Origin of the sequence: Micromonospora sp. DT41, from assembly GCF_049841715.1 — a bacterium.
GTDB lineage: Bacteria > Actinomycetota > Actinomycetes > Mycobacteriales > Micromonosporaceae > Micromonospora > Micromonospora profundi.
In genome coordinates this window covers 103,943-123,478 of the sequence record NZ_JBNCKU010000008.1, presented here as the reverse complement: position 1 = coordinate 123,478, position 19,536 = coordinate 103,943, and the positions used below count along the sequence as shown (strand labels likewise).

14 protein-coding genes are annotated in these 19,536 nt (G+C 70.4%); 1 reads left to right on the top strand and 13 read right to left on the bottom strand.

From position 1 onward, the window contains the following. Window positions 1–7: 7 nt before the first annotated feature. The 9 genes from ACLQ23_RS17070 to ACLQ23_RS17030 form a co-directional block, all read right to left on the bottom strand. The gene (locus tag ACLQ23_RS17070) at window positions 8–451 is read right to left on the bottom strand and encodes a nuclear transport factor 2 family protein (protein WP_053660801.1); all 444 of its coding nucleotides are present in this window, start codon (window positions 449–451) and stop codon (window positions 8–10) included. Further along, entirely contained in the window at window positions 448–2,685 is a 2,238-nt protein-coding gene (locus ACLQ23_RS17065) for an aminotransferase class III-fold pyridoxal phosphate-dependent enzyme (RefSeq protein WP_355593408.1), read from the bottom strand. The genes ACLQ23_RS17070 and ACLQ23_RS17065 overlap by 4 nt, the downstream gene beginning before the upstream one ends. Further along, window positions 2,672–3,679: a proline dehydrogenase family protein gene (locus ACLQ23_RS17060; protein WP_355593406.1), complete on the bottom strand. Its 1,008-nt coding sequence runs from the start codon at window positions 3,677–3,679 to the stop codon at window positions 2,672–2,674. Before ACLQ23_RS17060 ends, ACLQ23_RS17065 begins: the two co-directional genes overlap by 14 nt. Beyond that, the gene (locus tag ACLQ23_RS17055) at window positions 3,676–4,818 is read right to left on the bottom strand and encodes a fatty acid desaturase family protein (protein WP_053660807.1); all 1,143 of its coding nucleotides are present in this window, start codon (window positions 4,816–4,818) and stop codon (window positions 3,676–3,678) included. The genes ACLQ23_RS17060 and ACLQ23_RS17055 overlap by 4 nt, the downstream gene beginning before the upstream one ends. A gap of 472 nt (window positions 4,819–5,290) precedes the next feature. Continuing rightward, the gene (locus ACLQ23_RS17050) at window positions 5,291–7,417 is read right to left on the bottom strand and encodes a B12-binding domain-containing radical SAM protein (protein ID WP_053660809.1); all 2,127 of its coding nucleotides are present in this window, start codon (window positions 7,415–7,417) and stop codon (window positions 5,291–5,293) included. 10 nt (window positions 7,418–7,427) lie between these two features. Next, a complete protein-coding gene (locus ACLQ23_RS17045; RefSeq protein ID WP_355593403.1) occupies window positions 7,428–8,825 on the bottom strand; it encodes a TfuA-like protein in 1,398 nt (465 codons plus the stop codon). Further along, window positions 8,818–9,984, bottom strand: a complete 1,167-nt coding sequence (locus ACLQ23_RS17040) for a YcaO-like family protein (RefSeq protein ID WP_082377719.1) — start codon at window positions 9,982–9,984, stop codon at window positions 8,818–8,820. Before ACLQ23_RS17040 ends, ACLQ23_RS17045 begins: the two co-directional genes overlap by 8 nt. Before the next feature lie 27 nt (window positions 9,985–10,011). Then, complete coding sequence (locus ACLQ23_RS17035; RefSeq protein ID WP_053660815.1) at window positions 10,012–10,386, bottom strand: class IIb bacteriocin, lactobin A/cerein 7B family; 375 nt, start codon at window positions 10,384–10,386, stop codon at window positions 10,012–10,014. 149 nt (window positions 10,387–10,535) lie between these two features. After that, window positions 10,536–10,898, bottom strand: coding sequence for a hypothetical protein (locus ACLQ23_RS17030; protein WP_053660817.1), 363 nt, complete (start codon window positions 10,896–10,898; stop codon window positions 10,536–10,538). Between the two features lie 368 nt (window positions 10,899–11,266). Here ACLQ23_RS17030 and ACLQ23_RS17025 point away from each other — a divergent pair, with 368 nt between their 5' ends. Next, a complete protein-coding gene (locus ACLQ23_RS17025; protein WP_053660819.1) occupies window positions 11,267–12,013 on the top strand; it encodes a MerR family transcriptional regulator in 747 nt (248 codons plus the stop codon). A gap of 7 nt (window positions 12,014–12,020) precedes the next feature. Here ACLQ23_RS17025 and ACLQ23_RS17020 read toward each other — a convergent pair whose 3' ends face one another. From ACLQ23_RS17020 to ACLQ23_RS17005, 4 genes are read right to left on the bottom strand one after another with little or no spacing between them, the layout of a single operon-like run. After that, a complete protein-coding gene (locus ACLQ23_RS17020; RefSeq protein WP_197281668.1) occupies window positions 12,021–15,053 on the bottom strand; it encodes an ATP-binding cassette domain-containing protein in 3,033 nt (1,010 codons plus the stop codon). Between the two features lie 26 nt (window positions 15,054–15,079). After that, window positions 15,080–17,263, bottom strand: coding sequence for an NHLP family bacteriocin export ABC transporter peptidase/permease/ATPase subunit (locus tag ACLQ23_RS17015; protein WP_355593400.1), 2,184 nt, complete (start codon window positions 17,261–17,263; stop codon window positions 15,080–15,082). Beyond that, window positions 17,260–18,069: a hypothetical protein gene (locus ACLQ23_RS17010; RefSeq protein ID WP_355593398.1), complete on the bottom strand. Its 810-nt coding sequence runs from the start codon at window positions 18,067–18,069 to the stop codon at window positions 17,260–17,262. Before ACLQ23_RS17010 ends, ACLQ23_RS17015 begins: the two co-directional genes overlap by 4 nt. Further along, entirely contained in the window at window positions 18,066–19,517 is a 1,452-nt protein-coding gene (locus tag ACLQ23_RS17005; RefSeq protein ID WP_053660825.1) for a SagB family peptide dehydrogenase, read from the bottom strand. The genes ACLQ23_RS17010 and ACLQ23_RS17005 overlap by 4 nt, the downstream gene beginning before the upstream one ends. Window positions 19,518–19,536: the final 19 nt, after the last annotated feature.

Sequence of the window (19,536 nt, the reverse complement as noted above, 5' to 3'; positions counted from 1 at the left end):
CGACCTCCTAGGCGGGACGCTGCTGACGGGGACCGCTGTCAGTCGGTCCGGCGCTCTTCTGGAGGGCTTCGACCACAGTGGCCGTGTCGTAGAGGTCCAGGTAGCGGACGATCAGCCCGTCGCGGACCGTGAAGACGTTCATCCACTGCGCCTCGTACTCGGCGCCGTTGGCGATCACGTCGGTGCGGCTCACCCCGAGGACGACCACCTCGTCGCCGGCGGCGATGAACCGGTACGGCACACACTCGCGAACCCGGATCAGGCCCCGGACGATCTCGAAGAACCGGTCGAATCCGACCTCCCCGTGGTAGACGCCTGCCCACGGTAGCGACGGCGGCCCGTGGTAGATCCACTCGAACTCCGGGTCGAGCAGCCCTTTGATCGCAGGAAGGTCCCCCTTGTCGAAGAGGTCGAAGAATCGACGCACCACGGCCTCGGGCTGATCGTTCATGTGCCGCTCCTCAGCGGTAGGTGCTCGACGTCCGGTCGGCGGCGGCCACGAAGGGCGGCGAGGCGTTCCCGCACGACGAGCGCGCCGACCTGCCGCAGCATCGTGTACGGGCTTGTCGCGGCCAGCTCGGTGACGCGGCTCGCGAAGTACCGGGCCTCGGCCGTGCTGGCGATCGTGGGAAGGAGGAAGAGGTCGTAGACGACGAACACCCGGGCGTGGAGGATCCACCACAGCATGGTCATCGTCGTCAGCGCGTCGCCGTCCTGGCGTACGAACCGGCGCATCAGGCGAGGTGGTAGCACCTCCAGGCGTCCCATCAGCCCGACCACGAACCGACGGCCGATGCTCCTGGATCGCCGGGGCAGGGTGTCGATGCCAGTGGCCACGACGGCGGCGAGCGCCTCGGTCCGGCTCGGTAGTCCGAGGCGATCGACCTGGGCGACGGCGTGCAGCGCGACGTGTGCCCCGAACTGGTCGGCGTGGCGGTTGCGCAGGTCGTCCACGAGGTCCGGTGCGCTCCGGCGGGCCTGCTGGTACACCGACTCGGACACCATCGTGGCGCCGGTCGGAAAACAGCCGTAGCTCAGTGCCTTCGACAACGACACGATGTCCACCTCGGGCAGCCGGCCCTGGAAGGCGAACCGGCGGCCACACCGGTAGAACGACGTCAGCACCTCGTCGACCCCGACCAGGAAGCCGTGGGTCGTACGCTCCCGGGCCACGACGGCGAGCAGCTCGTCGGGGATGGGCTCGTACGCGTCGGAACTGCCGTGCACGATCTCGATCCAGACGAGACCCACGTCCCCGGTGGCGAGTTCCGCCTGAAACTCGCTGACGACGTCCGGGCCGAAGGGGTCGAGATATCGCACGTTCTCGTAGAGCGGCCCGAAGGGCTCCCTGGTACGTTCCGCCGCTGTCGCGAGCAGCGAGACCAAAGTCTTGCCGCCGTAGTTGTGCCGGAAGACGATCATCCGGCCGGTGCGCGGTCGGGCGAGCATGGCGAGGGTGACGCCGTTCTCCACGGCGGACGCGCCGCTGACGGCGGGAAAGGATCGGGCCAGCCCCGTCTCCGCGGCCAGCACCTCCTCCAACCGAGCGACGTAGTCCACGTCGTCGTCGTGTCGATCCAGCACGTCGCTGACCAGGTCGTCCGGGTTGTGCCCGTTGACGCCCAGGCCCGCGCCGCAGAGCCCGTCAAGCACCTCGACGCGGCGCCCGGAGTCCAGCTGCACGGTCAGCCGCGAACCCGAGGCGCGTACGACGTGCAGCGCCCCGTACGTCTTGCGGTGCAGTTCCGCCGTGCCCGGATTGACGTGCTCGGCGTAGGCGCGCAGGGTTCGCCCCCAGTCTCGGGCTAGTTCCTCGGACGCCCTGCGGACCGGGGCGTCGGCCGACCACCTGCGGTGCAGCACGGCCATGACCTTGCGCATCGCGAGCGAATTGCCGCCGTAGGTGTTCGAGTGCAGGAAGGCGCGCTTCCCCGACCAGACCGCGAAGAGTTCGGTAGTGCCGACGACCGCCCCGAACGGCACCTCGTGGTCCGTCAGGGACCCACCGACGAGGACGAGATCGGGCTCCACCGCCTCGGCGAGCGGAGAACGCGCCCGGGTGAAGTCGAAGGTGCCGAGGTCGAGTGCGATCGGGACGCCGCGCCGCCGGCACTCGACGGCGAGGCGACCGGCCTGGGCCTCGTCGAGTGCGGTGTCCCGGAGGATGACGCCGCAGTGCTCACCGTCTCGGAGCAGGCGCTCCAACTCGGCGGCCGTGTCGACCACCACGACGCCGGGCACCAGGGCTCTCGCCGGGCCGGCGTCCAGCGGATCGAACCGGCGGGCCAGCATGGGGTCCGGATCCAGCACGACGACCCGGCCGCCATGCTGGTGCGCCCGGTCGAGCCCGTGGTGGCGGAGCAACTTGACCGCACCGTGCAGCGCCTCGAGGCCCGAGTTGGCGAAGAACGTGCGGTGCCGCCGTGCCGGGTCTCGGCGGGTGAGCTCCCCCACCGCCGCGCTCAGCAGGTGACCCACCTGCGCCGCCTCGGTGGTGACGAACCACGACGGCATGACGAAAATCGGGTACTTCTCCCGGATCAGGTCGGTGAGGATCTGCCGGGTCTCCGGACCGATCCCCCCGCTCCGGTCGGTTGCGTCCCGGTGAGTCGAGGTAGACACGGGCATCCTTTCCTCGTCGGTGCGGCCGAGGACCGCCGCCGTGTGCTCGTCAGCGGTAGTCACGACCGAACTCGATCCGGCGCGGATCGTGCAGGTCTGCCAGGGCGGTGAGGACGTTCGGCGGGTACTCGGCGAGGCGGTGCAGGAAGTGCAGCCACCAGTTCTCGCCGTACACGGTGGCGACCCGGACGGGCACACCCTGGTCGCGCAGGCTGCGGAGGAGATCGGGCCGTACGCCGTGCAGCATCTCCACCTCCTCGACGCGGCTGAGCAGCCCGCGACGAGCGGCGAGATCGTGCACGGCGGGGTCCTGCGAGGCGCAGGTGACCCGGCTCTGGAGGGTGGTCAGCCGTTCGAGGAGGGTTACGTATCGTTCGTCGAGTTCTGGTCCGCGGGGCAGCGCCACGTCGGGCGACTCCCGGTAGACACCCTTGACCAGGCGGAACTTGGCGCCCGTGTCGGCGAGCGACTCGATGTCGTCGGCCGTGCGGTGCAGGTGCGCCTGGAGGGTCAGGCCGACGTTGTCGTACTTACCGGCCAGTTGCCGGAACACGTCGAGGATCCCGTCCACGAATGTGGAGTTCTCCATGCTGATGATGATGTCCATGCCCTTGGTGGCAGCTGCCTCCAGTAGGCGGGCCGTGTTCTCGTACGCCATCTCCGGTGAGATGAGAGCGCCCACGTTGGACAGGTCGAAGCCGAGCTGTACGGGTTGGCTCAACGCCTCGCTGGATTCGCTTATGAGCGCCTCGTACTCGGCCACGACGCCCTGGATCTCCGCGGCGTCCTGGGCCTCCTCGCCGACGACCTCGACACCGACGGCGTAGCCGGCCTCGGCGAGAATCGGCAGTCGGCGGAGAAGGCCCGCGCGGTTCTGCGCGACGATGTAGCGGCTGGCCGCGGGCCAGAGCGTCTCCCGCAGCAGGGCGCTCTCCGCGAACGCGGTTCGGTAGGACAGGCCGGCCGCCAGAACTTTCAGGGCGGCGGTGGCAGACCGCAGGTCAGGCTCCACAATGCTCATGTCGCGTCCGTCCGTGGTGAGGTTCGTGATCGTCATCGGGTCGCACCTTCAAGCTCAGCGGCACGCTGGGTGGCGTGCTTCATGGCCAGTACCTCGGCGAAGGTCGTGGACGCCGTCGCCGGATCCCCGCCTTCGCGCCGCCATCTGCGGTACTTCGAGGCGTAGCTGATCAACGTCTCCTTGTTTCCCTGCCCCGGCGGCCGGGTGACGATGCCGGCCCACATGCTGTCCCAACCCGCGTATGCCTTGTCCTTGAGCAGGGCGGCGTGCGCATTCTTCATATTCCAGAACGGCACACCCGTGTTGAGGTGGTGCACGAGGTGGTAGTTGTCGTGGTGCCGTCCGAGCAGAAAGTTCTCGATGGCCCAGCCGTGCCGGTTGCGGGTCATGAGGACCTGCTTTTCTTCGCTCTCGGGCAGCGGGTAATGCTCAGCGAGCTCCGTCAGCCAACCGATGGCGATGGCGGTCGTGAACATGGGCACGAACCAGAAGAGCAATATAAGAGTTGCCCATCCGAACGCGAATGCGATACCGACGATGGCGAGCCACTGGGCGACGATGATGAGACGCTCCGCACGCAGCGAGATAGGCATGGAGACCTTCGCCTGCGGCATCTTGCAGAAGATGCGGTCGTCGATGACGTACTTGATGTACTGCGGTGTGCGGAAGCCGAGGATGCTCAGCAGGATGTTCTTGCCGAAGAAGACCACATCGGATTCTCGGTGGTCGTACAGGCCGCACTCGACGTGGAACGAGTAGTCGGGATCCTTCTCGGGATCGCCCAGGTAGCGGTGGTGGTAGCCGATGTGCGTGTTCCGGTACGGGTTGTACAGGTGGAGCACGAGATAGCCGGAGAAGATCGTGCCGAGTATCAGGTTGAGCTTCTGGTTCCGGGCGAGCACCTTGTGTGACGACTCGTGCAGCAGGTTGACGAATCCCCGCTGCGTGGAACCGATCAGGATCGCGGATATCGGATAGAACCACCAGGACAGACCCAGACATAGATAGACAGAGAAGGCGATCACTGCGAAGTCGGTGAGTATGGCGAGCGGAGCGTGGTAGTTGTCCAGCTTGCACAACTGCCGCAACTCCTTTCGGACTCCGGCTTCGATGTTGGAGAAATCGAAGTCAACATGACCTGACAAAGCAGGCTCACGAGCAAGGTCGACTGGCATTACTCACTCCCGATTAGCAAGCGCGGCAAAGAATGCCGGCGAGGATGCCCCTGGAGATCCGACTACAGCCAGAGCAGGGGTGCCGAAACAAGAACCGGCGCAGGCCGGTCACAACAGCATCTCGGCATTTACATTGCTCTTGGTCAGCATGTACGCCGCGTCAGGGGGTCGGTACTGTACTAAAGTCCGATCACCGAAAGAGACGGCTCGAATACTTGCTGCCACCAGCAGCTAAACCCATGCTTGGGACAAGGACTGTGACGTATGTCACTGTAATGTCGGTCGATTTGTGCCGTCGCCGCGGCAGCGGTGCGTCGGTGAGCACGACCGCCCCGGCCCCGGCGAGTCGACGCGCCGGAGGCGGAAACGCCCCATCTCGAAGGCAGGTCGGCAGGTCAGGCCCGGGTCGACGGGCGCGCGTGTCGTGTCACCAGCGGTCGGGTCACCAGCGGTCGTGTCACAAGCGTTCGGGTCACAGCCCCGGCTCGGCCGGGAGCCGATGCCGACGGATCAGCCGCTGCTCGATGAAGGTCCGCCACACCCGGTCCGCGACCGTCCGTTCGACGATCCACAGCCGACGCTGCGCCTCGGCGAGGGTGAGCGGCGCGGTGAAGAGATCCAGGAACAGCCGGCTGCTGCGGTTGAGCGCGAACACCTGGCCGTCGGCCCGGCGGAACAGGTGCCGGTCCGCCGGCAGGTCGCCGGGGACGCCGTCCTGGTCGTCCGACCGCATCCGCCGGTACGCCTCTCGGACCTGCTCGTCGTCGTGGTCCACGAAGGAACCGTTGGCGAGGAACTCGGTCTCGTCGTCGCCGTCGTGTCGGACCCGGTCATTGGCGAGCACGCCGCGCACCGCCGTGCCGTAGCGGTCGTGGTAGAAGAACGTGTGCGGGGTGTCGGTGCTGCCCAGCCACGGACGGTGGTAGTGCCCGGGGTTGAGACCGGCCTTGGCCTGGGCGACCTCGGCCTGCGCCGCCTCGGTCACCGGCTCGTCGTACTGGAGGACCCGGACGATGTCCGAGCCCTCCACCGGCCGCACGTTCGTGAGGCCGAACCGCTCCGGCTCCTTCGCGACGATCGCGCCCGGGGTCAGCATGAAGTCTCCGAGCCCGCCGAGGGTCCACAGGTCCGGGTTGTCGCGCAGGAACGTGATGCTGTCCAACGCCTCTTCGCGGGTCTCGGTGGGAAACCCGGTGAAGCCCATCATCTGCACACCGATGTTGGCCTTGGTCATCGCGGTCATGGTGCGCCGTACCTGCTCCGGCTTGGTGCCCTTGTCGATCAGGTCCAGGATGCGCTGGTTGCCGGACTCGAAGCCGACCGAGATGGCGACACAGCCGCTGCGCCGCAACAGCTCGCAGCGCTCGTCCGACCAGTACTTCTCCAACCGGATCTCGGCGCCCCAGCGAAAGTCCAGCCCTCGCTCGACTGCCTGCTCGGCGAAGCGCAGGATCGTCGCGGGCGCGAGCACGTCCACCGAGAAGTAGATGAACTTGGCGAACTTCGACAGCTCCGTGACGTCGGTGATCATCTTGTCCACCGTGTCCTGCCGCCACGGGCTGGTGGGGCCGTCGGTGTTCAGGCCGTAGTCGCAGAACGTGCACTTGTTCCAGTAGCAGCCCCGGGTCGGCGAATAGTAGACGAACCGCTCCGGGCTGAGGTAGAGGTCCCAGGGCAGGCCGGAGAAGTCCGGGACCGGCATCTGCGCCAGGCGCTCGTAGCGCAGGGGCAACTGGCGCTGGCGGCCGTACTTCGGGTGCAGTCGGACGTTGGGGTGCCCCGCCGGCAGCGTCCCGGCCGCCACCGCGTCCAGGATCTCCGTGTACGCGCTCTCCCCCTCGCCGACCACTATCGCGTCGAAGTCGGCAAGCACCTGGAAGACGTACTCGGGTTTGCTTGCGCACTTCCAGACGTCCGAGATCTCCGTGCCACCGGCGACGAGGAAGGCGTCCGGGCAGGCCCGGCGGACGAGCCGCGCGATCCAGAGCGCGAACGGTAGCTGCCACTGGTAGGTGGCGCTGATCCCGATCACCTGGTGCCCAGCGGCGGCCAGCCGTGGGATCAACACGTCCTCGTAGTACGGCTGGAAGGGCCTGTTGAGCCGGGCGAGCATCGCCTCGTCGGTAAGCGCGGCCACCGAACCGATCGAGATCATCGGCGGCGGTTGCAGCCGGAAACCGGCGCGGAACTGCCCGGGGAACCCGACGGCGCCGAGCGCGTCCATCCAGGAGATCACGCCCTCGACGGCGTCCTGGTAGTGCCCGTAGTCGTAGAACAGTGTCGGATCCTGTAGGACCCCGATCGACCGGCGCAGCCGCTCCGGGTCGGGGTCGGGCAGGCCGAGCTGGTTCGCCCGGGCCATCAGCGCGTCCGGGCCGCTGAGGTCGTCGATCGAGAGCCGGGACAGCTCCCGCCGCAGCCACTCGTACGCCGACGGGGTGTGGGAGTGGTGGAACGCCTCGATGTTGGCGTCGATGATGTCCGCCGGCCGGTGACCCTGCGCCCGCGCGTACGAGTCGAGATAGTTCAGGGAGTGGTATCCCGAGGTGGGATCGGTAAGCGGGGGGTAGATCAGTGCCGCCTTCACCGTGCCGCTCATCGACGCCTCCTCAGCTGACCCGGGCCGCGGAACCGGCAAGGGTTTCCTCCTGCACGCGCTGCGCCACCGCCGGCAGCCGCGGGGCGCCGAATGCCTTGACGTACGCCACGAACGGTTCGGCGGCGTACCGGAACGCCGACAGGTCGACGAAGCCCCGGTCCCACGCCGCCGCTTCCAGCCCGTCGACGTCACAGCCCCACAGACTGGCGAAACACGCGTCGATGACCTCGGTGCGGAAGTGGAGCCGACCACCCGGGCGGCGGTGTCCCGTCGTACGCGGAACGACTGTCTCGTTCAGCGACGCGGCGATCGCCGCGACCTGCCGCGCGGCGGCGAGCAGCGCCGGGGTACGCAGCGGCGCCGCGACCATCCACAGCGCCAGGCTGCGGTACGGCGTGGTGCCGAACGCTCGCACCAGCATCCGCAGCACCGCCTCGCGATCGTCGAGGCCCCGTTCCCGGTCGGTGAGCCAGTCCCAGCCGTGGGAGCCCGCTGCGGTCAGTCCTCGCTGACGGGCCACCTCGTGGGCGCGCTCCTCGGCCGTCGGGTCGGCGATGTCGACAGCGGCCAGCCCGGCCAGCACGCTGCGTCGATGCCAGGTCGGCGTCTCAGGGTGCAGCAGCATCAGTGCCGCCGCGGCCTCCCGGTCGCTTACCCAGTGCCCGCCGACAGAAGCCCCGGCGAACCGTGATCGCCAGCTGTCCATGAAGCGGGTGTGCAGATTGTCGATCGGCTGGTCGCCGTCGTGCGCCGGGCACAGCTCGGGCGCGTTGTCCGCGGCCATCGACAGCAGCAGTCGCGCGTCGGCGCCCTTGGCGTCGGAGGGGTCGCGCCGGTGCCACGTCAGGAAACGGTCCACAACGGGCGCCGCCTCGGGCGGCGCGGTGCGCTCCAGCGCGCGGTACGACCGCCGCCGGAAGGGCAGGTCCCGGCACAGGTCCAGCAGCAGCCCGGCTTCGGCGTCGCTGAGCACCCCGTCGACGACGGCGCGGCGCAGCGCGACCCGGATGTTGACAAGCGGCTCGCTCAACGTGCGGTGGCCCTCGTCGGCGGGCCCGTGCACCACTGCCACCTCGTCGTCGCCGGTGACGACGCCGTCGCGGTAGAGCTGGAACACCTCGCCTACACCACGCATCCCGAACGGCCACAGCTCGGCGGCGCGCAGCGCACCCATGCTTGCGGCGCCGGCCACTGTCACCCCACGGTCGAGCAGGTCGAGGATCTCCCGGTGGCGTACCGGCGGGTGTTGCAGGAAGAACCCGTCGATGACGAGGACCCGGTCGCCGGGTCCGACGTCCAGGCGGAGCAGGTCGCCGTGCGCGACGGGCGGCAGCACCACCGCGTCGGGCAGCAGCCGGGCGACCTCGTCCGCCGGCAGGCTCGGACCGATGAAGACGACGTCAGTCACGGGGCACTCCTGGTCGGGTACTCAGGGCCCGCTCGTCGAACATCCGCAGGCCGGGGGCGAACACCTTGCTCACCGGAATGCCGATCTCGTCGTGGGTCAGGTCGACGCTGAACGGCTCGACGCCGGTGATCCGCTGCACCCGCGACGCCAGCTCGCGCAGCACCTGGGTCACGTCTCCGGCCGGCGGGAGGTCCCGGCGGACCGGCCGGACCGGCCGATCGACGGTGGGCGGCGGCACCGGCGGCGCACCGACGTCGTGGTACGCGGTGGCGTCGATGTCGTCGCGGGCTCCGGAGACCATTACCAGCCGCGACTGGGCCGCCTCCGACATGGCCCGCCCGACGGCGATCTCCGGGTCCAGGTGGCAGCCGAAGCCGCCGAAGGTGACAGGCAGGTCCGGCGACCAGATCGAGGCGGCATAGCAGGGCACACCTACCGCGTTCGTGATGTCGCAGACCTCCACCCAGCAGCCGGCGCGCACCAGCGCGTCGTGCACGGTGCGGGTCATCGCGTTCGTGGCGGTGCCCGGGTCGGTGTAGGTGCGCTCGTCCAACGGCGAGGTGCAGTACGGGGCGATGCAGTCCCGCTCGACGACCTCCAGCAGGGCGTGCAGGCTGGCCTCGGCGAAGGTGTTGCCGGTGGCCAACCCGTTGCTGCTGGGAGTGAACAGGGCGCGGTCCCAGCCACGCCGGATGGTGAAGTCCAGTTCGATTGTGGCGCGGGGCACCAGGCAACGCGCGCCGGTCAGCAGCCCGCGGCCGGCCACCCAGTCGAGTTCGACGGCGGAGGTCAGGGGCGACCGTTCCGCCAGGTGCAGCCACCGGATGTCGTACGGCAGGTCGAGCGCCTCGGCCGGGGACCGGACCACGGTCCCCGGCCGGAGGTTCTCGGCATGCCAGGACTCGATGCTCTCCATCACCGCGCTGACCCGGGACTGCGTCGCCGTGGCACCGGTGCCGACGCTCACCGCCATTGTGGCTCCGACGGGCCGGTAGGCGACGTGCACCGGTAGGCCGATCTCGTCGAGCCGGGTGATGTCGGCGACCCGGGTGATCCGGAACCGGTCGAGCATGCCACCGACCCGTTCCCAGGTCTGCTCCACGGTGGCCGTCCGGTAGGTGCCGGATCGGAACGCGATGGTCTCGGTCATGTCAGTCATCGAGGCTCCCGGTGGGGGGTGGGAACGTCAGAGGATGAGGACGGCGATGATGTTGACGTTGTTGTCGGCGACGGGGGCGACGCCACCGGCGACCGACTCCAGCTCGGCCTCGGTCAGCTCGTTGAGGTCGACGAGCGGCACCTCGGGTACGTGCAGCACGTGCCGGCCGGGCGTGCCGGCCCAGTCGTCGACGATCTGCTCCTTGGTGTAGAGCGTGGCGGGCTGGGCGCGGTCGACCTCGACCGTGGCTCCGGCGGCCACCGGCAGGCCTGCGGCGGTCGCGTAGCCGGTCGGGTCGGCGAGGAGGCGTTGCAGTTCCTCGTCGCTGCGCCACACCGCGGTGACGAGTTCCGAGTACTTGGTCACGAACCTCGCGCCATATTCCTGATCGTCGTTGCTCATCGTTCGGTCCTTCCTCGGGGATCACTGTGGGACGGTCGGTTAATTGCCGTGGTGAGAACGCTAGAAAGATCGAGGTTCGGCAATCAATGATTTGCATCTGAGTGCCATCAGAATCTGCCGCGCCAGCCTGCGGGCGGCAGACATCGGTGTCAGGTGCAGCAGCACGGGCAGCAGCAGGCGCAGCTGGGGTCCAGGCCCGCCACGACGCTGTCCAACTCGTCCTCGGCCAGCTCCGACTGGGCCACCGGCAACAGCGACGGCACGAAGAGCACGAAGGCGCCGGTGGTGCCCGCGCGCTCCCACGACTCGATCTGCACCTCCAGGTCAGGGTCGGTGTCGGCGACGTCCCGGACCACCCGTACCTGCACGTCTTCGGGCAGTTGAAGTCCGTAGCCGGCGAGGAACGCCCGCGGGTCCCGGTCGAGCGCCTGCTCCTTGACGGGGTCGGCCCAGACGTCGGCGACGAGCCGGCTGTACGCGGCCACGAAGACCGCTCGATCGACAGGTGTCATGCCCTGCTCCCTTCGGTGGTCGGCCGCCAGCGGCGACTTCAAAGCGGCGGCGAGAGGCAGCGCGGGAGGTTCCGGGCCGCCGATTTCGCTTCATCGTGGGCCACCTGTCGATCCGGGCCACGCAACGCGTGGGAATTTCATCGAATGTGGCCGCGAAACTGTCGCGCTGCGGCGAAAGCCGGGTAATTGGGAATCAGCGACGTACGGCGGATCGGGGATTCTAATGACTCATGCCACCATCGACAAGTAGTAATTCCTCGACTGTCACCCGCCCGCTTCCCGCACATACGCTGCGATCGTCGACCGCTCGCCGCAACAGCGGTTCGACAGGTGGATGTTCCGTCACCGAGTGCTCCCCGGAGGCGACCGTGACCATCGACGAGGTGACGACGACGCCCGGCGGCCCGGCCGGGTACAGCGTGGAGGAACTCGCCCGCAAGGTCGGGATGTCGGCGCGCAACATCCGCGCGCACCAGGCGCGGCGGTTGCTGCCGCCGCCGGTGCGGCACGGCCGGGCCGCCCTCTACGACGACTCGCACGTCCGCCGGCTGGACGCGATCCTCGCCCTGCAACGGCAGGGCTTCAACCTGGTCTCCATCGAGGCGATGCTCGGGGTCCGGCCCAGCGACGAGGCGCCCGACGGGCTGACCGCGATGCTGCAACGCCTGACCGCCGACCGTCCCGCGCTGGCCCACGCGCTGACCCGGCACGGCGTGATCGGACGCACCACCGACGGCACGGTCCGCACCGTACGGCCACGCCCGCTGCGCGCCGCCCTGGACCTGCACCGGGTACGGGTGGGCACGGTGCCGGCGTTGCAGACCCTCAGCGAGGTGCTGGACAGCCTCCGGCCGGTGGCCGACGAGTTGGTCGCCGCCGTCACGGCACGACTGCTGGCCCTGGCGCCGGAAGTCGTACGCGGCGGCGCCCGGTCGTCCTGGGCCGACCTCGACAGGGAAACCCTGCTGCTGACCCAGGGTGTGGTCAGCGTGCTCGCCGAGGCGTTCCGGCTCGCCGTGGAGAACCAGGCGGAGGCGCACGTCGCGGAGCTGCTGGAGAACCACCTCGACACGGACGTGTGCCTGGAGGACGGCTCGGTCATCGACAACGGCTGACCCTCCGTCAGCTCGTCGCGGGCTGCCCGTCCGGCTGCCGGCTCTCCACCACCGCGTCGGAGGTTTCCGGCTGCTCCACAAGTTGCCGCCTCGCCAACCTGTGAAACAGTCCCTCGGGTTGGTCCATCAACTCGTCGTAGGTGCCGCGCTGGACGATCCGGCCCGCGTCGAGGACCACTATGGTGTCCGCCGCACGGACCGTGGACAGCCGGTGGGCGATTACCACGCGGGTCGCGGCCAGGGCGGCGGTGCTGCGGGTGACGACCTCCTGGGTGCGGTTGTCCAGGGCGCTCGTGGCCTCGTCGAGGAAGATGATCCGGGGCCGGGGCGCCAGCGCGCGGGCGATGAGCACCCGCTGGCGCTGCCCGACCGACAGCGTGCCACCGCCGAACGGCACCATCGTGCTCATCCCCATCGGCAGCGCCTCCAGGTCGTCGGCGAGGCCGGCCATCCGCGCCGCCTCCCAGACCTGGTCCAGCGGGAAGCTGCCGGCGCCGCAGATGTTGTCCCGTACCGAGCCGGCGAAGAGCTGGCCGTCCTGGAGGACCACGCCACACTGCCGGCGGACCGCGTGTACGTCGAGTTCGGAGAGGTCTTGGCCGTCGTAGAGCACAGCGCCCTGCTGCTGGCGTTCGAAGCCGAGCAGCAGCCGCAGCAGTGTGGACTTTCCGCAGCCGCTCGGTCCGACGATGGCAACGAACTCGCCCGGGCGGACGTGCAGGTCGATGTCGACGAGCACAGGCGGCTCGTCCGTCTGGTAGGCGAAGGTGAGCCGGTGCAGCGCCACCTCGCCGCGCAGCTCGCCCGGATCCACCCGGTCCGGCCGCGCCTCGGGGTCGGCGCGCAGGATCGCCCGGAGGCTGCCCAGCCGGGGCACCGCCGCGATCACCTCGACCCCGCCCGACACCAGGACGAGCAGCGCGCCGAGCAGCATGGCGAAGGCGACGTTGAGGATGAAGAAGTCGGCAGGCGCGACCCTGCCGGCGAGCGGCCCCATCAGCACGGCGAACAGGACCAGTTGACCGGCGACCGGCAGCACTGTGGCGAAGGCGACCAGGCCGGCCTGGCTCTGCCGGACCCGTTGCAGCGCCGCCCGGGCCGTGGCGGCCACCTCGGACCACCGGGCGTGGGCGCGGGCCTCGGCGGACGCAACCTTGATCTTGATGATGCCGCCCAGCAGCTGGTTGGTCATCGCCGCAGCCCGGTGCTCGGCCGGAAGCGCCGACCGCTGCTGACGGACGATCAGCACGGCGAACGCGCCGAAGGTCAGCATGGTGACCGCGACGATCCCCGCCCCCCACAGGCCGAGCACGGGCTCGACCACCAGGAGCATGCCGAGGACCACAAGCACTGTCGCGCCGGCCGAGACGAGCTGCGGCAGCAAAGCGCTCAGCGCTTCACCGACGAACGAGATCCCCAGCATCGAGTTGGCGATCTCACCGCTGCTGCGCCCGGTGAAGAACCGGGCCGGCAGCCGCATGAGCCGGTCCCAGATCGCCAGCTGCGCGCCGGACTGCAACCGCCCGTCCAACCGCAGCAGCCGCAGGTTCTGCACCACGCCGACGAGCACCGCGACGACCGCGGCGCTGAGCATCAGGGCGAGGAACCCGAACAGGCCGTCCACCTCGCCCTTGCGGGCCAACTGGCCGAGCACCTCGCCGGTGGCCAACGGCACGCCGAGGCCCAACACGGCCACGCAGGCGGCGGCGAACAGCAGCCCACGCAGGTCGCGGGACGCACCGACGAGCCCGGCCCGCAGCAGGTGCCGCATCCGGGCCGTGGGTGGCAGTGGCGCCTGCACCTGGGTCGCCTCGGCGGCGTACGTCGCGGCCGTCGTCGCGTCGACCGGACGGTGGGCCCGGGTGTCCGGGTCGACGTGGTGGTAGCGGCCCCGGCGGAACAGCAGCGGCACCGCGACGGCCCGCTCCGGGTCGTCGCCGACCCGCCACCCGACAATCGGCCCCAGGTCGCGCCGCCACCACCGCTCCGGCAGCCGCACCTCGCGCAGGAACAGGCTGGACGCCCGGGACACCGCGTGCACCGCCGCGCGGTCGGACAGCGGCGCGCGGCTGCGGTCCGCCGGCTCGTTCACCGGCGCGCCCATTCCCTCGGTGACCACCCGGACCACAGCGGCCGCCCGCTCGTACCTGTCGAAGCCGGTCTCGATGTCCGGAACCGGCACCGCCCCACCCGCGCCGATCACCCCGATCGACCGGCGGGCCGCCGCGGCGAGCACCGCGGCGTCGATCTGCCGCCGCCGCTCCACAGCGCTCAGCAGGGCCGCGTCGGCCTCCTCGATGCGGGCCTCCACCATCCGCAGCAGTCGGGCCACGTGCTGGTCGACAGCCGTCCGGAGTTGACCACCGACCAGCAGGTCCCAACTGCTGTGGCTCTCCACCGCGCACGGCGACTCGGCCACCACCCAGTCCCGCTCGGCGACTAGCAGCAGCTCCCGCTCCCCCGACATCTCCACCGGGCCACCGTCGTTGCGTCGCAGCTGCCCGCCCGCGCTGCGCAGCCACCAGGCGCCGCCGGTGGAGGTGAGGGCGCTGCCCTGCGCCAGCGACACGATCTCGCGCCCGCGCAGGGTGGACGCCTCCCGGGGCGCCTGCCCCCGACGCAACGCATCCGCGACGGTGACAAGCACCAGGTCCACCGCTGCGACAAGCTCCATCGCAGCCGTTCGCGCCCGCGACGGCGGCCCCTCGTCCACCGGACGGTCGAGCCGGACGTGCCGCTCCAGCAGGGACAGGTGACGCCGGGGCAGCCCACGCAGCTCCGTGCCGGGCAGCGGCACCAGGATCAACTGCCACGCGCCGATCGCCGTGGACGTCGGCACCAGGCCACCTGCGGGCAGCCGGGCCACATGGTGGCGACGAGACGGGCTCATCCCGGCCCGGCGCACCGCGAACAGGTCGGCCTCGCCGCCGGTCACCAACCATCCCGCCACCGGGCCGTCCAGGCGACAGACCTGGCGTACGCCGTCGCCGCAGAAGCCGATCAGGCCGCCGGTCGGGGGATCTTCCACCGCGTCGGTCATCAGCGTCTCCTCGGATTCGTCGGGGGTCAGTGGTCCCGGACCAGGCGTGCGTACGCCCCGTCCCGGGCGACAAGTTGCTCGTGGGTGCCGCGCTCCACCTCCCGACCGCCGTCGAGGACGACGATCAGGTCGCAGTCGCGGACCGTGGACAGGCGGTGCGCCACGATGAGACAGGTGGCCCCCCGACGGCGCAGGTGCATGTCGATGCGGCGTTCGGTCTCGGCGTCCAGCGCGCTCGTGGCCTCGTCGAGCACCAGCACCCGAGGGTTGCGGACGAGCGCGCGGGCGATCTCCAGCCGCTGCCGCTGCCCGCCGGAGAAGTTGCGGGCGTTCTCCCGTACCGGGCTGGCCAGGCCACCCGGGCGGGCCGCCACCTCGTCGTACAGACACGCGTCGGTGAGCGCGGTGACGACGTCCTCGTCTGCGACAGTGAGGTCCCACATCGTGACGTTGTCCCGGACTGTCCCCTCGAACAGCCGCAGGTCCTGGTCCACGATGGCGACGGTGGCCGCCCACAGGCCGTCGTCGGTCCCCGTCCGTTCGACGCCGTCGACAGTGACCCGGCCGGTCCACGGGCGGTAGAGCCCGGCGACCAGTCGGCCCACCGTCGACTTGCCGCTGCCGGAACGGCCGACGAGCGCCACCCGGGCGCCCGGCGGCAGGTCCAGACTGAAGTTCTCCAGCAGTGGACGGCCCAGCGGGTTGTAGCCGAAGGTGACCTCCTCGATGCGCAGGTGCCCCTCCATTGGCGCCAACGGTCCGGCAGGTCGGTCCTCGGCCGACGGCAGCGGGTACTGCTCCACGTCGCGCAGTCGGTTGAGGTCGGCGCTCATGTCCTGAAGGCGCGAGCCCAGCGCGGTCAGGTTGCCCAACGGCCGGTTCATCGCGATGGCGAGGCTCTGCATGCCGACCAGCACACCGACGCTCATCGCCTCCGCCGCTACCTGCCGGCTGCCAAGCCCCAACAGCACCGCTGCGGTCCCCGAGGCGAGGAACGCCGGCAGGACGGAGAGCACCGCAGTGGGCACCCCCAGCCGCTGCTGGCGGGTGGCGACTGTGGCGTGGCGTGCCGCGAACCGGGCCACGGCGCGTTCCTCTTCACCGCCTGCCTTCACCGTCTCGATCATCTGGACCGTGGTGTAGACGGTCGTCACCAGCTTGCTGCGGTCCGCCTGGAGCCCGGCGACGGCGATCGACCGGGTCGAGGCGACATAGCGCAGCACGCTGACGTTCAGCCCGGCGAGGACCACGGCGCACAGTCCCAGCAGCAGGTCGTACTGGCAGAGCAGCGCCCCGTACGCCAGCACGAGCCCGGTGTCGACAACTGTGGTGGCCGCACGGCGGGTGAGCACCTCGGCGACCACCTCGTTGCCACGGACCCGCTGGCTGAGGTCGGCGGCCTGCCGCTGGTCGAAGAAATTCGGCGGCAGCCGCAGCAGATGTCGGAAGAACCGCGCGGCGCTGCTCAGGGCGAGCGCCGTCTCCGCGCGTACGGTCAGGCGTTGCTGGAGCAGGCTGGCAAGGAAGGTAAGCACTGTGGCTACCGCCACCGCCGCCACCAGACCGGCGAGGGCGGCCCGATCCTCCTGCAACAGCACCCGGTCGACGAAGACCTGGGCCATCACCGGGATGGTCAGACCGACCACCGCGATCAGCAGCCCGAGCAGCAGCATCTGCGCGATCGCCGAACCCGGACCGCGCCACCGCTGCGCCAACGCCCGGAGCAGACGGTAGCGGGTGCCGCCCGACCGGAACTCCGGACCGGGCTGCATGGTGAGCACGATGCCGGTGAACGCGCCGTCGAACTCCTCCCAGCTCACCGCGCGGGGACCGGTGGCCGGGTCGTTGATGTGGACCTTCCGGCCGAGCCCTTCCAGCACCACGAAGTGCTCGAAGCGCCAGAACAGCACCGCCGGCAGCGCCACGGTGGCCAGGCCGGCCAGGTCCATCTGGAAGCCCTTTGCCACCATCCCGTACCGGCGGGCGCCCTTGAGGACCGTCGCCGCGGTGGAGCCGTCCCGGCTCACTCCGCACACCCGGCGCAGTTCCTCCAGTGGCACGTGGCGACCGTGGTGGGCGAGCAGGATCCCGAGCGCGGCGGCCCCGCACTCCACCGCCTCCATCTGGATCAGTGTGGGCGTGCGGACCCGTCGACGCCGGATCCTGGGCAGCTCAGGTGTGCCGGCAGCGGCGATCGGCGGCGCGCTCATCGCCGCAGCAACCAGTCGATCGGGTGCTCCTGGTCCACTGTGAACCATGCGGTGACCTCGCTTGCCGAGTTGAGCTGGAACGGCGGCGGGGACTTGGTCCAGCGCAGTCCGCCCAGGGCTGCCGGGTCGGGTTCCAGGGCGACGGTCACCCGGACCACGCTGCCGTCGGCCAGCAGCCGCCGGACGTCCGGCCCGGTGCCCAGGAAGGCGCGCAGCGAAGCCTCCGTCTCCGGGAAGGCGCCGACAGTGATGACCTGGCCGGCCAGGGTGCCGAACACGTTGCGCGGCGCCGCGGCGGCGGCCACCTCGACGGGTACGCCGGGTTGCAGCAGCGGCGCGGCCACGGCGGGGGCGTAGACCACGGCCTGCAACGCGTCTCCGGCGGTGTCGAGGCGTTCCAGGTCGGCCAGGTGCGTACCCGGGGTGACGATTTCGCCCTCGGAGACCAGCCAGGCCACGACGTACGCGTCACCCGGCGCGTTCTCCACACGCACCTTGCCGTCCATCGTGCGCAGGCTGTAGAGGGGCGTGCCCTTCGCCACCCGCTGGTGCGGTGCCGCCCACACCTTTGTGACCTGTCCGCTGTCGAGCGCGTCGAGTGCGGAGATCCCGTTGGAGTGGATAAGCACGCCGGCCGCCTCGACGGTCCGCGGGACGACAGTGCGCACCGACCAGACGCCCGCGGCGACAACGACTATGACGAGCGCTGCGGTGGCCAGCCAGTTCGGCACCGTGGTCAGCCGCACCGCCCGGTCCAGTTGCTCGGGCGCCTCCAGCTGGCGCAGCGCCTGCCGCCGGAACTTCATTGCCGTTCCCCCGCTGCGGCGCACCGCGAACCGAGCAGGAAGTCGGCCACGCTCGGCTCGACCAGAGGGTCGAGCCCGGACAACTCGGCGAACGCCTGGGAGTCCCCGGCGCCGAGGGCGCACGGCGCCAGGCCCATGGCGGTGGCGACGAGATACATCTGCTGGGTCAGCACACCAGCGTCCTTGAGAATCATGGCGTAGCTCATCCCTTCGTACTTCCACATGAGCCGCTGGACCCGGGCGGTGACCACCAGGACGATCTGCGGCGGCCGGGGCATGGCGCCGGCCGCCCTGGCGTACGCCAGCAGCCGGTCGGCGGCAGCTGCCCAGGCCGCGACCGGCTCCAGCCGGTGCCCGACCGCGTCGTAGTGGTAGAGCCCGCTGTCGAGGCCGGCGCAACGGGCGACCAGCGGATAGATCTCCAGTTCGTAGACCCCGCCGCCGCCCGGGTAGGGCCGGTGGCCGATCTCCTGCCCGCCGGCCTCTCCGACGGCAGTGGTGTGCTGCGACCGGTGCAGGAATTCCGCAAGCCGTTCCAGGGGCAGCGGGGCCGCGTCGTCGTGTTCGCGCACTGTGCGCCGGTCCGCGACGACCTGACTGAACGCGGGATCCTCCTTGGCGATCGTCGCGAGGTCCGGCAGCGGCAGTTCGACCACCCGGCCCCCTTCGTACGGGCGGCGCAGCGGTTGCGGGGCGAAACGTTCCCGCATCCGGTAGGTGCCGCCCACCGGCAGCGCGTGCCGGCCGGCGCGGGAGCGGTGGTGCAGCCGCAGCTCCTCCGGCGACCAGTAGGCAAGTGGCGCGTCGTCGCGCTCGGCCTCGAACTCGGCGTCGGTGACCAGGATCCGGGCGGTGGCACACTCGTCGAGCACCCGGCCGGCGGCCTCCGGCGACACGCCGAGCGTGCGGGCCACCGTGTCGGGTCCGACGCCCGGAACCGCGGCGGCGAGCACCGCGCCGACGGCGGCGTCGGCGCAGCCGACGGTGAGGGTGCTCAGCGGCGACGCGGCCACGAGCATGCCCCGTTCGTGCTGGAGGGTGGCGAAGCGGGAGAGCCGGTAGCGGACGCCCGGGGTGTGCGGGCGGCTGTCCGGCAAGCTGCCCCGACCCAGGCCGGTGGGCACCAGGTCGAGCAGCGGCCGGTCGTCGGCCTGGACACGACGTTCCAGCCAGGAGTGGGCGAGCAGCCGGCGCAGCAGCAACTGCGCCGGCAGCACACGGTTCTCCCCCTCCAGGCCGCTGATCAGTCGACCGACCTCGACATCGCTCACCCAGTCGGCGGCGAGCCGCAGCAGCAGCGCCCGACGGCCGATGCCGGGCCGCTCCAGGGTGAGCTGGAAGCGGGTCTGCCGCAGGGTCAGCGAGCCGTCCTCGCCGAGGCACAGTTCCGCGTCGCGGCGCAGCCGGTAGGCGTCCTGGATCGGCGGACCGCCGACGGAGCCGCTCACGACGACCGCCGACCGACCG